Origin of the sequence: Enterococcus sp. DIV1304_2, assembly GCF_050555445.1 — a bacterium.
GTDB classification, from domain to species: domain Bacteria; phylum Bacillota; class Bacilli; order Lactobacillales; family Enterococcaceae; genus Enterococcus_B; species Enterococcus_B pernyi.
The window spans coordinates 1,648,703-1,663,733 of the sequence record NZ_CP187851.1 but is presented as its reverse complement, the minus strand read 5'-3'; the positions used below and the strand labels follow the sequence as shown (position 1 = coordinate 1,663,733).

The following is a 15,031-nucleotide window of genomic DNA, read 5'->3' as shown; positions in this document are numbered from 1 at the left end:
TAAATAAAAAAGAACAATAGTTAAAACAAAGAGAAAAAAATAAAATTTATATTTTTAAGTTTCAAAAAATAAATGATGACGAATTAAAATATTGGAGGCGATTCTATGGATTCTATTTACTTTGACAACGCATCTACATCATTTCCTAAAAGTAAAAAAGTATTGGAAAGTATTTCAGATTTTATACAAAATACTGACGGTAGTTACAATCGTACAGAATCAACTGAAGAAAGTGATTATATCTTTGAAACTAGGAGAAAACTAGCAGAGCTTATAGGAGTAAAGTATCCAACTCATATTATATTTACAAGTAATGCAACAGAAGCTCTGAATACCATTATTTTAGGATTCGCAAATAAAAACGCAAATATAGTTTCTACTGTCACTGAACATAATTCGGTAATACGTCCGTTAACCTATTTACAAAAGATTAGAAATATAACAGTTGATTGGGCTAAATGTGATCGCTATGGTTTAATCAATGTAGATGAACTAATAGATTTTGTCGATGAAAAAACAGATCTTGTTATAGTGAACCATGGTTCAAATGTAACTGGACAAGTACAACCAATCGCCGAGATTTGTAAACGTGTCAAACAAAAAGGAGATATTCCTATTTTGATTGACATGTCTCAGACCTTAGGGCATATAGAAATTGATAATAATAACCTTGAAGCAGATTTCATCGTTTTTACTGGTCATAAAGCTTTGAAAGCGTTATCCGGTATTGGTGGGTTTTATATCAACCCCAAGCATACTAGTATTTCTCCTTTGAAAGTTGGTGGCACCGGTGTTTTGTCAGAACTTCTTAGTCAGCCAAGGACTCTCCCCTATTACTTTGAATCAGGAACATTGAACTATCCAGGAATTTTCTCTTTGTATTGTAGTTTATCAGAAATGTCTATAGAGACTTTAAAAAATAAAAAAGAATACATATATACTCTGACGGATTATTTAATAAATAAGTTAACTGATATGCATAATATTGATATTTATAGCAATGCCAATGTATTAGGTATCGTTTCTTTTAATATTAAGGGAATGATAGCTGCACGAGTTTCTAGCTTACTTCAAAAAGAAAATATTAAGACACGCTCAGGTTTACTATGCGCACCCTTTTTACACCATTATATCCATGACAATGTATATGGTTGTGTAAGGATTAGTTTATCTGAATCAAATACAAAAGAAGAGACAGACAAACTAATAGATATCTTGGAAGGGATATGTAACAAGGTGGGAGAATATCAAAATATTAAGCTTCCAAGGGTTTATGAATTGCCTATTCCAGAAAGGAAGTATTTCAATGCAAAATAAAACGATTGATTTTTGTACATTTTGTTCTCAAGAAAAAGATAAAATTTATATCAAAACTGAAAATTTTACAGTCTGGTTAGCTATCGGTCAAATTGTTGAAGGTTATTCGCTAATTATGCCTAATGATCATTATCATTGTATTGGTGCTCTGCCAGATATTTTAAAAAAAGAATATCTTCAATTAAAACAAAAAGTACGAAATTTATTAACTAAGTATTATGGGGCGTGTATTTTTTATGAACATGGACGTGTAGGTTATTGTAATGTACAACCTGGAGAGCAATTATGCTACCATGGACACTTGCATGCGGTACCTGTTGCGATTGACTTACTAGAAAGTTTTAAAGCTGATGGATTATTTCCTATCGAGTTAGAAGATGATCGTGAATTTTTCAAGGCGTATATGGAGTATGGACATTATTTATATTATGAAGATGTAACTTCAAAGAAGTTCCTTGTACCAATAACGCAACCTTTACAAAGACAGTATTTACGATTTTTAACTGCAATAAAAATTGGAAGACCAGAATTAGCAAACTGGCAAGAATATCCTGAGTGGAATAAATTTTACTCAGCGAAAAAAAAGTTAATGATAGGTGGAAATAATGAATAAACTAATTAGAACCAAATTAAGAGAAAAAATACTTGAAACTAATCCAAATGCTACATTCATTGATTTAACGTCTATTGAAGTAGAAAGTGAACTTAAAAAAAAGCTATTAGAGGAAGTACAAGAATTTATTGAGGTTAAAAGTGTGTATGAAAAAAATGAAGAGATGGCAGATATTTTAGAAGTGATCGATGCATTTTATAGTTTTGACTTATTAAAGAAAGAACATGTATTGCACGCTAAAACTAAAAAGTACGAAGAACGAGGTGGGTTTAATGAAGGAATATATTGGAAACAGTAATATCCATTCCTTTGTAACTGTAGCAATGAACAAACCGAAAGAATTGAATCGATTATTGGAATATATCGAGAAGATGATTTGCCCTGATCTTTACCAATTAGAATGGATTATTGTAACAAATGACTTAATTTCAACTAGTTCTATTCCAAATGTATCAATTTATGAACATGCACAAGGAAATATTTCTCAATTAAGAAATTATGGGGCTAATTTTGCAAAAGGAGAATTTATAACTTTTATAGACGTAGATATGATATTTAAGCAAGATTTTTTAGAAGAAATTATTCTTAAATTGAAAAAAGTTACAAATAAAACTGTGCTTTTACATTATATTTATGCGTTTAATGTAGAAGATACTCTACTTAATCGATCTACTTTTGAAAAAATATCTCCGATGAATGTTGGCCAGTTTTTAAAAACATATGAGGACGTCTGGAGTGATTACAGAAAAGATGTTTTTCAACTGTACAAAAATGATTTATCAACGATGAGAGCTCCCTGGGTATATGGATGGAGTGGTGCTTTCACATGTAATAAATTCGAATTTAAAAAAGTGAAAGGATTTGATGAATCGTTTAATGGTTGGGGAGCAGAAGATACGGATTTGTCTTATCGATTATTTCTAAATAATAACACTTTTATAATTTCTGAAAAATCTCCGGTAGTTCATTATCCACATGCAAGTAAGTCAAAAAATATTTCCAAGGAGTATTTTAATAATAGGTGCAAACTTTTTATGAAGAACCCAGCAATGGAAAGTGAATTATATAAATACGTTACAGGGATAAATTTGAATAACGTTCTCGATAAATTAGAAGTAACTGCTATTTGTTCGATGTCACCAGTTTATGCTCACCATGACTTGAGTGCTATCAAGTCAAAAATGAAAAGCAATAATTTATTTATAGGAACTGACTCACTTGGAATATTAAAACAGTTATTGCCCCAAGAAATATTAGTATGGTCCGATAGGTTTGAACAAGTTGTTAATGATTATCTGCCGATGATCAAGACGTCTAAATATTTTGGTGTTTCTACGGATTACAAGAATAACTATTTTGATTGCGTGTTTCTTTTTGATGCGGGGATTTCTATAATTCCAACTTTGAAAAAAAGAATTTTTATAGAAGCATCGAGAATTGGAGCGGAAGTATATCTTATTAAAGATCCTTTCTTTAATCCATTGGAAGAATTTAAATTAGAGACAATGGAATTTGTAAATGATGAAATAATAAATATTGAAATTTGAGGAGGTCTTTGGATGAGCTTAGCATTATGTTTAATGATGAAAAATGAAGAAGAATTTTTAGATAATTTTTTTCGAAACTGCTTTGCTGATGCTATTTATGTACTTGATACGGGATCAACTGATAAATCAATTCAAATTGCGCAAAAATATACAACTAATATTTATAGTAAGCCTTTTAATAATGACTTTTCAGCTATGAGAAATTATTTGCTAGAGCAGGTAGAAGAAGATTGGATAATATTCTTGGATGCAGATGAACTACTATTGAAAGCGGATTGGAACACAATTAGACAATATATAGAAAGTAATAGTGATGATAGTAAAATTGGTGGCTATAGATTTTTAAGGTATAACTTTTTTGGAACAGGTGGGTGGTATTCTGACTCAATGGTAAAATTATTTCGGAATCATTGTGGCTTTAAATATTATAAAAAAGCCACCGAAAAAATAGAACCATCAATAAAATGTAAAGGTTTTTGTGTGGATGATATTCCTGTTACACTCAATCATTTAGGTCATATGAGGTCTTTCAAAGAACGTCAAAGAAAAAATGAAATGTATATTCAAATAATGAATGAGCAAATTTTGAATAACCCAAAAGAGACATTAGCCAAATCTTATTTGGCAATCATTCAAAGAAATGCAGGAAAACTAAAATTAGCAAAAAAGAATGCGCAAGAAGCAGCAGAAGCTAATCCAAATAGTGAAATCGCTCAACTCTTTTTAGGATATATTTTTAGAAGTGAAAATAATATACATCGATCAAAAGCCCAATTTAAAAAAGTACTAATCATTAATCCAAGAAATACTAGGGCTTTAAATTCATTAGGAGTAACAGAACTTTGTTGTGGAAATTATGAAACTGCTAGGGAATTTTTCGAGAAAGCATTTGAAATTTCACCTCTGTGTATACATATATATATAAATATAGGGCTTACCTACTTTTTTTCTGAGAACTATTTTCAAGCACTCTCATTTTTTAAACACGTGCTTGAAATCAATCCATATTTTGGTATCGCTACAACTCAAGGAATATTAGAGATGGACTTTTACAAGTCGCATTATTATGAAACAATTCCTAATTATTGGGGATTGAGAACATATATCACAATTTGTGAAAAGGAGCTAGAGAATGATGGATTCTATTTTTTTTATAAGTGATATCGATGGAACAATCTATAGAGAGAAAAAAGTAACAGAAGAGGAATTATTCTTTTTAAGTTCTGTATCTAAAAGGTATCCAATTGTTTTGGCTACAGGAAGAAATTATGCAATGTTCCATCGTTTTATACAAGAATATAGCTTTGAATATGAATATTGTATACTGAATAATGGTGCTTTAGTAATGGATAAAAACGGTTCAATACTTGTAAGCTTAAATATGAAAACCAATATGATATTACCGCTAGTTCAAGAAATGTTAGAAAAAAGAGAGATCATTATCAATATGACATTTAGTCATCTTCAACAGAATATTTTTTTAGAAGGAATCCATAGTAATAACTTTTTGAATAAAACATCCAACATTCCATTAATAACTAACTCAATTACATTAGAAGTCAATAGTTATAAAGGTCTAAGTGATGAAATAGACAATTTTACAAAAACGATAGAACAAACTGGCTTTCAGGTGAATAGGAATAAAAAATATATTGATATTTCACCACTTGGGAGTGGGAAGGCTAGTGCCATTATTTGTTTAGGAAATTTAGTTAAGATTGACGTCAGCAATTCAATCATTGTTGGAGATGAATTAAATGATAAAGAGATGCTTATGCTTACGGAAAAGTCTTACTGCATGGTTAATGGAAATAGTGAATTATTTACTGTAGCAAATAATATTATTAGTTCACTCACAGAAATCTCCTTAAAAAAGGAAGAACGAAATGAATAAAGTATACAGTACGATTGAAAATAATTTACTTTTAAAAATATTGCGAAATAGTTTTATTTCATTGATGCCAATTACGATTATCAGTTCTTTTTTTATTCTGATAGTGAATTTTCCTATCCCAACTTTTACTAAATTTATGGAAAAAAATTTCAATTTATTATGGACGACTGCCCTTCCTTCAATTCCCAATGCTTTTAATAATTTGATAGGTTTGTTTATTTTAATATCGATTGCCTATAATTATTGTAAAATAAAAGAGAAAGATTATATACTGTACATCACATCGACAATATTCGCTTATTTTATTTTTTTGCCGCTTGAATCCCCAGATCAATTGATCGATTCACTTGGATCACATGGTATATTCTTTTCGATGCTTTGTGCTCTTATGACATGCGGTATATTAACTGTAAGTTTTAAAAAGAAAAAAAAGATCAGTCTACATTCTTCTGTTCCAAGAGAAGTAGCAGAAAGCTTTGAATATTTGTTACCATTGCTTACGACCACGGTAGTATTATTTTTGATAAAATTAGTGTTAGTATTTTTTAAAATAGAAAATCCATCTAGTATGATCAATGGATTGATCCAAGTACCGATCACGAATTTAGGTAGCACTCTTCCAGCAGTTATCATAATCAATCTGGGAATTACATTATTATGGTTTTTTGGATTTAATGGGAGTTATCTATTTAATTCAGTAATGAATCCGATTTATTTTTCATTAAATATGGAAAATCTTTTGAGTATAACAAATGGAGAAGTTCCCCCAAATATTATTACTGGAACCTTCCAATCTTTATTTATTAATTATGGAGGAAGTGGTAGTACCCTAGCATTAACTCTAGCAATACTATTCTTCTCAAAGAATAACGACAAAAAAAGTATAGCAAAAGTTTCATTGATACCAGGTTTATTTAACATAAACGAGCCGATAATTTATGGCCTTCCGATTTTACTAAACTTTAGAGTATTTATCCCATTTATTCTTTGTCCAGCAGTTAATACAATTATTGCTTATTTTTCTATGAGTATAGGAATTGTAGCGAAAACAAATGGCATCCAAATTCCATGGACGACACCACCTATTATTTCTGGATTCTTAGCCTCGGGAGTTTCTGGTGCCTTTTTGCAAATGGCTTTGATTGTATTGAACATCATGATATATGCGCCGTTCATAAGGACTAAAAATAAAGGAACATTTATTGGGTAAACACGACATGCTGTACTTTAATTTTGTTACGGCGATTCCTCATCATGCCACGATTGCACCAATCAACTTCCAGGCAGCAACAAGTTAGTGCTCTTCATCTGCTTTTTGTATTAGGTTTTTATAATGAGAAAAGTTACGTGATCTTATCCTGTGATGAACACACAAAAACCGTGCGCTTTTATGATAAAATCATAAAGAAATCAATAAGTTTGAAGTTTCCAAGTGAAAATGTGTTACAATAACGAAGTGTGTATCATAGTAGTAAAAAAGTGAATAGAGTAAAAGAGGGAAACAGATGAATTCAAAAGAAAAAATGCTTGAAATAATCAAAAAGAAACAGGGTGGCGGTCGAGTAGAAAAGATGGCTACGCCAAAGAATGATCGTAGTAACATGAGAAAAGGACCTAAAATCTATAATAAATAGTAAACGTCTGACGAGTATCGGCTAAATTATTTGTTAATAAAAACTGACATCAGTGATTAATCACTGGTGTTTTTTTGTCTTAAAATAAAGAAGTAGGTCTTTAAAAACATAAAAGTTCATACAAATATAAAGGATTAATGGTAAAAAAAAGTAGAGAGAACGGATGACTCGAAAAAAATACGTTATCTATTTTAATTTTTTTAAATTACATTAATTGAAATGAAAAAAACGATAGTTATCGTTATTTTATTATATGTTCTTTTTTAACATAAAATAATCAATAAATTAAAAATACAGAAAAAAGCTTTTTTAATAATGTTTTTATTTATATTCGCATGGTTATTTCATAAGAAATTCAATTTGAAGAAAAAAATGTGTTTCAAATAAAGTTATTTAATGTTAAGGTGTTGATGAAGGTAGCTAGGAGTAAATATAACTAAATCCTATTTTATTTACGATGAGTTATCTTCTTTTCAAAGAAATTATTATTTGATAATGAAATAGGAGGGAGAAAAAATGGAAGAATATTTCTCAATAATTCCTGAAGAATTAAATGAGAAAACTGGACTGAATGGGAAGCAAATCGAAGAAAGGATCTTAAAAAACAAATCGAATCAACTAGATACGCAATCTGCTGGAAAAACGACAAAAGAAATTATTCTGAAAAATTGTATGACTTTATTTAATTTTTTAAATGTCATGTTGTTTATTACAGTTATATCTATCGGGTCCTTTAGAAACAGCTTTTTTATGGTTTCGATTTTAGTCAATACATCCATGGGGATATTTCAGGAAATCAAAGCGAAAAAAACGATTGAAAAACTGAGTGTTCTAAAGCAAAATCAAGTGACTGTCTTGCGTGAAGGGAAAGAGGTGACGATTAAAAAAGAAGAAATCGTCTTAGATGATCTTCTGTTTTTAGCAAAGGGTATGCAAGTGCCAGTGGATGTTTGTGCGCTTTCTCAAGGATTGTTCGTCGATGAATCAATGATTACAGGAGAATCAGAGCTAGTCGAAAAAATGAGAGGGGATACGATTTATTCTGGCAGTTTAGTGATGCAAGGGAAAATTAAATCAATTGTTACGCAGGTGGGTGAAGAAACATACATAGCAAAATTAACGAAGGAAGCCAAATCGTTTAAACCAATGCGTTCAAAAATACAAATAGCCATCGATCGCATTTTGAGAGTGATTGCGATAGGCATTATCCCTATTGCACTGCTTGTGCTGCTGAATCAATTTGTTCTCAGTGCCATGGATCTATCTATAGTTGAGTCCAGGAAACTAGCGATTATTGGTAGCACGACTGCGATTTCTAGTTTGATTCCAGAAGGGTTAGTATTATTGACTTCGGTCGCTTTAGCTGCTGGAGTGATCAAACTTTCTAAAATCAAGGTCTTAGCTCAAAGTTTGCCGGCAATCGAGACACTTGCAAGAGTCGATGTATTGTGTCTTGATAAAACAGGCACAATCACAGAAGGAAAAATGAGTGTTGAAGAAGTGGTCTATTATCATAAAACGAAAGAAGAAATAGATGCCACAATTGCATTTTTACTCAAACAAGATACGGAATCAAATATGTCCACGGAAGCATTAAAGAAAGTATTTCATGAAGACGCTTCTTATCGGTTCAAAAAAGAAAACTATGTGCCATTTTCTTCTGAGAGCAAATCGCAAGCGATTGAAATAAACGGTCAAGGAACGTTTGTACTTGGTGCTTTCGACTTGATTGTAAATAATATCGAAACATCAATAAAAGTAGAGATCGAAAGTGCTTTAAAAGCTGGTTATCGTATCCTTGCTTTCGCACATACGCCTTCTTCTATCCTGGATAATCAAGTACCGAAAGACGGTCAGATCATTGCCTTGATCTTGATCAAAGATAAAGCAAAATCAGATGCCAAACAAATACTTACCTATTTCAAAGAACAAGGAATCAAAGTGAAAATCATCTCGGGAGATCATCCAGATACCGTTGCAGGTATTGCAAGGGATGTTGGGATCAAAGGAAAAGCAATCAGTTCAAAAGAGATACCTGATTCAAAAAATGAATTGCGAGAAATCGTAGAAGAAACTAGTATTTTCGGCCGCATCACACCAGATCAAAAAAGAGATTTGGTTCAAGCTTTGCAAGAAAATGGACATACAGTAGCCATGGTTGGAGATGGGATCAATGATATCTTGGCACTGAAAAAATCAGATTGTGGAATCACCTTTGGGATAGCAAGTGAAGCGGTGAAATCAGTGACTCATTTTATTTTACTAGAAGGGAACTTCTCAGTTTTGCCACAAGTTGTCAGAGAAGGAAGAAAAGTAATCAATAATATCAATCGTGTTGCTGGGATGAATATCTTACGTGTGATCTATGCGTTAACTCTGATCTTATTATTGACCTTTTCTAGGCAGCTGTTTCCGATTGAATCGATCAATCTTGCTTTAGTTAGTTCTTTAGCAATCGGTGTACCTTGTGCATTGTTGATTTTAGAAAATGACGACCAAAAAATCAAAGATGATTTCTTCCGACGAATCAAAATCTATGTTATTCCAGCAGGTGTGACGATTGGTTTGACCATCATGGTCATGTATATGATTACATATTATGCGCCTATCTATTCGAAATTTGTAGGAAATATCGAAGTACAATTATATGTGGATTTTGTCGTTGACGCCACGTTGATCATTGGGCTGACTCAATTTTATTTATTGTATTTACTTTGTCGCCCACTAACGGTTTATCGGATCAAAATTTTGTTTTTCTCTCTAGCTTTATTTTTTATTAGCTACTTTATTCCTGTTGTGAATGAATTTTTTGGCTTGTCGCCGGTGCATTCTTTCAGATTTTTTGTTCCTGTCGTATTATCTATTGTTTTATTGACGATCATTAGCCGTATATTGAGAGATCGTACGCAATGGAAAAGCCCAACGATTCTATTATTGACATTCTTTTTGTTCACCGCAGTTGCAGGAATTGGTCTGTATTTGCAACAACTTCATAAAGATACCGTTGTGACAACCACTTATTGGGGGAAAATCCCAGAAGCGTTTGACCCATTGACTGAACCGATTGTCGATCCGGAGAAGAAAGCAGTACTCCAACCGCTGACCGATAAATTAGAAGTCGGGGCAAGCCAAACAGTTTCGATTTCTTATGAAGGAGAAGAATTAGCAAAGTTAGAGATTCTGCCTAATGTGAGTATGTTTGATAAGCAAGGGACTGAACGAAAATTGAATTTACCGATGGTTGAAGGAAATCCAGCTGAGACACTGCATCCTGGAGTATATGTAAAAGCCGAGGCAAGTAACGTCTCTCTTCATAGTTGGGTGATCGTAGATGCTAAAGATGTTCCCACAGAAGTAAAAAAGCAATTAATTGAATAATCGCAACGAATGAAAGGTGGTGATGCTTATGGAGTGAGTAATGATTTTGACACAAGATCCATTTAAACTTTTAGTGAAGGAGCAAAAAAAATGAGAATGAGATGTTTATTGATCAGCAGTGCATTGACGCTTCTATTTGTTGGTTCCTACAATGTGAAAGAGTCTTGCTTGAATGATTTGACTGATAAAAATGCTGATTTTTCAGGAATCATTGATGCTGCTGACCTGTCGTCTTTGGAGTATTGGGTTGACGAAGTCATTTATGGAAAAGGGGTGAGAGATCTTGAACTCAAATTGAAGTTACAAGATATTAAGAAAAACAAGGATTGTACTTTCTTGAGACAACTGTCAGAAAGAGATGTGATCATCAATGTGGATGGTGATAGATGGTTGCAGGATACAGTAAGTAATAGTCGCAAAGTCTATGTCTATTTGACAAAAGAACGTCGCTTTGTAGGAAGTGGTCCGATTAAAGAATTACCGATCGAATCCATTCAAGCGGTGCGATTCGAACATACAAAAAAATCAAATTAAAAGGAATGGTGAAAAAATGATGGAAAATTCAATTCAAAAATTAGCAGGAATCTCTGCAATGTTATTTAGTGTGGTTTTACTAGTCGGAAGATTATTTCGGGTCATTGTTGATGGGCAAACGAATAGTACGATATCGATTATCTTGAATGGCATGAATTTCATTGTCCTGTTTCTGTTGATCTATGCTTGGCATAAAATAAAACAACAACAAAAATCGTCCATGCCGCATTTTCTTACTCTTATTGGTCTGGGAATTGCGCAATCTGTGATTATCATTCACCAAGTTCATACGACGATAAATTACGCAGGGATCATTTTGTTATTGGTTGGTGGATTTTTAGTCTACAGTTGCGGCATCACCCATTTTGTAAAAAGATGAAAAAGATTTGGAAAACAAAAAAACAATGGGACAACTGAGTAAATTATCTGGCGGATAAGCACTAACGTTGTCGCATTGCTCATTAAGTATAGCTAGATAACAGACATGAGTCAAGAATGTTCATTGAAACAATCTATTCGTTCTTGGCTCATTGTATGTTCAAAGAATGAAATCGACAGATGAAAAATAGGGGTGGACGTTATGAAATTACTATTCCTTATGTTATTGCTTCTTTTTTGTGGCTGTACGGTAGAAAATCAACCGTCTTTGAAAGATCTATATCCTAATCAAGAGGCTGAAACAACCTATCATGAGATGGTCGATTATTTTAATTTACATGTCACATATTATAAAGAACACTGGCAATACGGTGACCAACAAACGAAGGAAGAATATAGCTACATCACTGAAAACTTAAACAAAAATGGACACTTTCAACGATCTAGTGTAGAACAAAATCAAGAAAACAAGGTCTACTATCGTGGTTTTATTGATGGAGATTTGATTACGGAATCGATTCTAGATGAATCAACCAATGCGTTTCAATTCAATGAGCGCTTTTTATTGCATACCGGAACCTTTATGGGGAATCTATTGAAAAATCAAGAGGGTTGGACCATCTTGAAGAGTCAGCGTCAGGACCACAAGGAGAAGATTGAGTTGAGTTTTGATTTCAAGATCGATGAATCACTCTATCTAAAGATGTTTTTTACAATTGGAGAATCAGGTTTCTTAAAAGAAATAAAAACTCGTTATTTCGATCGAGAAGATGCGTTAGCTACCAATCAATTTATTTACTATGAAGATGTTCAAATCAACAGTATCAATGAAAAAAAAGAATTACCTGTGGAACAAATTCGACAAGAAATCATCTTTGCAGATGAGTCATATCACACATTAATGAAAGAACTAACGGATACGAATGAGCTGACGTTAGTCGCTTTTGATGAATTTGTGACACAAAAAGAGTATCCGATTGGATCGAATATTTACACACAGTTATGGATGATGGCTGAAGGCGATGCAAAGGAAAAATTGCTGCTGCTTCTTGAACAGTTAGGTGCAACAATCGATGAATTTAATATGCTTCAATTAAATGAATTCCGTCGATTTGACGAGTTTATAGCCCCGCATAGTTTCTTTTTGCACTATATCGCAGAGTTAGTACAAGAAGCCTTCCCTAATGGGTTACTTAAAGCTTATGAAGAAGGAGAACATTCCTTTGTTCGATCTGTCCATCAACTAAGGATGTACCTAGATAAACTAAATTTGTCGTATGTCCGTAATCATTTTAAAAAAAATGGAATGACCGACGAGGAGGCATTAGCGGAATATGGGAAACGATGGGGAGTGGAACAGCAGTATTCTCCCGCTCGATTTCACAATAAATATCCTAAAAACAAAACATTCAAAGAAAGTATCATCGGCAGAGAAAACCGAAAAATATTGGTTAATAGAGGCTTTCACTCTGAATTTATCTTGAATCCTGAAGGGAACTTTGTTAGTAGCTGGAATGTATTAAAAATGGAAAATGATCGAGTAGATAGTAACCCGGCACACTATTCATTTCATTTCGACTTGCGAAAAGAATTACTTGATGGAGAATCGTTTAATTATGCCAGCAAAAATGATCGATTACATAAACTTTTAGATAGTTCCCCCTCAAAAAAACTTGATCATCAGGTTCGTCAACAAGCGAAAAAAGGTTGGATCAGCGCGAGTATCACAGAATACTTCCATCGGCACCCTAATATTTCGCCGATGATTCTTGGATTGTTACTCTTTTTGGCGTTTCATTTTTTTGTTCTTTTTTGTCATAGACAAAGAAAAAGAACAATAAACAAAAAAGTCAGATGAAAGGAGAGAGAACCTTCTATGCAGACGAGAACATATAAACAGATCGATGTCTTTGTTTTAGTGCTTGTGGTGACCATTTTAAGTGTTTATCTTATACGTAACCACAAAGAAGATTTATTTCAAGTGTTTCGCTGTCTTAAACTATTTTGAAAGACTCTCACACTTCGTTTTAGTTCGATTCTTTTCCTTCCTTGGTTGGCATCCATAGTCTAGTAGCTTCATTTGTGAATAGCCGCAAGTCTTAGACTTAGGGAGAAATTTTAGACGTTTCTCTCTAAGTCTACAGCAAAAATCGAGTAGTTCCTGGATACTATGCTATGAATGACTTGAAGCCCGTTCAATCAAGTGTAGTTTCAAGTCTTTCCACTCCTCATGGGTCGGTATTTGGGCAATTTGAATCACTTCACAGGCCATTTTCTCCGTAAGATCATAGTTGCTGACGATGAGACAAGCTTCTAACTCGTCGATCTTTGTTTGTGTAATCGGTTGATCAAAAAGAAAAAGAGGGTGATACGTTTCAGGTAGCCACTTTTGGATCATAGCCATTAAAAAATTATCGTAGCCAGCATCTCCATGAAAAGTAAAGACGATTGTTTGCTTTTTCTTTCTTTGGATTTGCTGATAGGAGGATTGGATCATACTTAAAGATAGTGCAACGTCTTTTATGCAGGTCATTGGTAGGATCTCTTGCCATTTGAGTTGCTGCAATCGGTCTTGCCAGGAGTGATAGAGTAATTCAAAGGATGGATCGACTAAATGATCAATCGACAATGGGTGATTCTCAAAACCATCAGTGATTTTATTAAGCAAGCGTAGATTAGCTAAGTAAGCACTCATTTGCTCAATACCTTCCTTTGTTGTACCGTCAATCAGCGCTTCGTCGAGTAAAAATTGCTTGATCCATTTTTTGGCTGGTGCTTCTTCTTGGTAATGGGTCGCTTTATGCGATCTTGTCTCTTGATAGTTCGATGAGCTATAGGAAATACAGTGTAAAGCAATCAAATAAGCCCAAACTAGTTCATTTACAGACAGCTGTTGAATCCCAAGAATCTCTCTCAGAAAAGGAGTGATTTTTTTTGAGAACCTTTTGAAGCTTTTTCTAGACTGGATCATACTCAATGTTTCTGAGGGGATTTCACCTTGTTTACGACGCAACCATCTTTCTTTTAAGATGGACAACCATAACGTGGCGCGAAAATTACTAATATGTAAATGAGACTGAAATACTTGCTCTAGTTCAGCGAACATGACTTTGTATGTCTCCTGAGAGAATAGATAGGAATGATCTATAATGATCGTTCGTCGAAAACTCGTATAAAAGTTAAAAAAGAAAAAACGAATCTCGTTTTCTTTTCCAACAAGATCACCATTTTTGGGAGAGAGTTGGATTCGGTAGTTTTTTAGCTCATTGTTCATGTGTTGAATGATTTTGCGTAAAGCCGAACTAGACAAATGATACTCCAAGCGCATGGCTTCGAAGGATTGTTGATTTCCCTTAAGGCTACGGTCAATGATTTTATAAGTAATCGTTTCTCTAACAAGAGATAAAAGATAGGTATCCAGTGTTTCCCCATCGGGTATTTTTAAGCGGTAACCGATCATTTTGATTGATTGCAATTGAATCGATGGTGGTAATTTGGCACGCAATGCTTGAATATCTGAACGTAGAGTGGGAGGTGTACAGCCTATTTCTTGAACTAGTTCTGTGATCGAAGTGATGTCATTTCGTTTTCTCAAATAAGTAAGAATCTTGATTTGGCGATGTAATTGTTTATTTTCATGTAGTTTGAAAAAAGGTTCCATTAATTGCTCCTTTCGTTTGGGTGACTCTTATTCGATTGTTTTATTTTATCTTTCTTATTTTGGAAATACAAATCG

At 33.3% G+C, this 15,031-nt stretch carries 13 protein-coding genes; 12 read left to right on the top strand and 1 reads right to left on the bottom strand.

The window, feature by feature from the left end:
• The first annotated feature begins 105 nt into the window (after positions 1–105).
• From IGJ14_RS07690 to IGJ14_RS07635, 12 genes are all read left to right on the top strand, one after another.
• Positions 106–1,317, top strand: coding sequence for an aminotransferase class V-fold PLP-dependent enzyme (locus IGJ14_RS07690; protein WP_019722707.1), 1,212 nt, complete (start codon positions 106–108; stop codon positions 1,315–1,317).
• Positions 1,307–1,930, top strand: a complete 624-nt coding sequence (locus IGJ14_RS07685) for a hypothetical protein (RefSeq protein WP_019722706.1) — start codon at positions 1,307–1,309, stop codon at positions 1,928–1,930. Before IGJ14_RS07690 ends, IGJ14_RS07685 begins: the two co-directional genes overlap by 11 nt.
• Positions 1,923–2,228, top strand: a complete 306-nt coding sequence (locus IGJ14_RS07680; protein ID WP_019722705.1) for a nucleoside triphosphate pyrophosphohydrolase — start codon at positions 1,923–1,925, stop codon at positions 2,226–2,228. Before IGJ14_RS07685 ends, IGJ14_RS07680 begins: the two co-directional genes overlap by 8 nt.
• Positions 2,203–3,477: a glycosyltransferase family 2 protein gene (locus IGJ14_RS07675; RefSeq protein WP_019722704.1), complete on the top strand. Its 1,275-nt coding sequence runs from the start codon at positions 2,203–2,205 to the stop codon at positions 3,475–3,477. Before IGJ14_RS07680 ends, IGJ14_RS07675 begins: the two co-directional genes overlap by 26 nt.
• A 12-nt stretch (positions 3,478–3,489) precedes the next feature.
• Entirely contained in the window at positions 3,490–4,638 is a 1,149-nt protein-coding gene (locus IGJ14_RS07670) for a glycosyltransferase (protein WP_019722703.1), read from the top strand.
• Complete coding sequence (locus IGJ14_RS07665) at positions 4,610–5,371, top strand: HAD-IIB family hydrolase (protein WP_019722702.1); 762 nt, start codon at positions 4,610–4,612, stop codon at positions 5,369–5,371. The genes IGJ14_RS07670 and IGJ14_RS07665 overlap by 29 nt, the downstream gene beginning before the upstream one ends.
• Positions 5,364–6,581 carry a PTS sugar transporter subunit IIC gene (locus tag IGJ14_RS07660; protein WP_019722701.1) on the top strand — a complete coding sequence of 406 codons (1,218 nt, stop codon included), beginning with the start codon at positions 5,364–5,366 and terminating at the stop codon, positions 6,579–6,581. The genes IGJ14_RS07665 and IGJ14_RS07660 overlap by 8 nt, the downstream gene beginning before the upstream one ends.
• 295 nt (positions 6,582–6,876) lie before the next feature.
• The gene (locus tag IGJ14_RS07655) at positions 6,877–7,005 is read left to right on the top strand and encodes a hypothetical protein (RefSeq protein ID WP_010735268.1); all 129 of its coding nucleotides are present in this window, start codon (positions 6,877–6,879) and stop codon (positions 7,003–7,005) included.
• A 516-nt stretch (positions 7,006–7,521) separates the two neighbouring features.
• Positions 7,522–10,383, top strand: a complete 2,862-nt coding sequence (locus IGJ14_RS07650; protein ID WP_019724075.1) for an HAD-IC family P-type ATPase — start codon at positions 7,522–7,524, stop codon at positions 10,381–10,383.
• A gap of 90 nt (positions 10,384–10,473) precedes the next feature.
• Complete coding sequence (locus IGJ14_RS07645) at positions 10,474–10,917, top strand: hypothetical protein (RefSeq protein WP_019724074.1); 444 nt, start codon at positions 10,474–10,476, stop codon at positions 10,915–10,917.
• Positions 10,918–10,936: 19 nt separating this feature from the next.
• The gene (locus tag IGJ14_RS07640) at positions 10,937–11,296 is read left to right on the top strand and encodes a hypothetical protein (protein WP_141566847.1); all 360 of its coding nucleotides are present in this window, start codon (positions 10,937–10,939) and stop codon (positions 11,294–11,296) included.
• A gap of 201 nt (positions 11,297–11,497) precedes the next feature.
• Entirely contained in the window at positions 11,498–13,153 is a 1,656-nt protein-coding gene (locus tag IGJ14_RS07635; protein ID WP_195339206.1) for a DUF3114 domain-containing protein, read from the top strand.
• A 315-nt stretch (positions 13,154–13,468) separates the two neighbouring features.
• Here the strand turns inward: IGJ14_RS07635 and IGJ14_RS07630 are convergent, their stop codons facing one another.
• Complete coding sequence (locus IGJ14_RS07630) at positions 13,469–14,956, bottom strand: helix-turn-helix domain-containing protein (RefSeq protein ID WP_019724168.1); 1,488 nt, start codon at positions 14,954–14,956, stop codon at positions 13,469–13,471.
• Positions 14,957–15,031 lie beyond the last annotated feature (75 nt).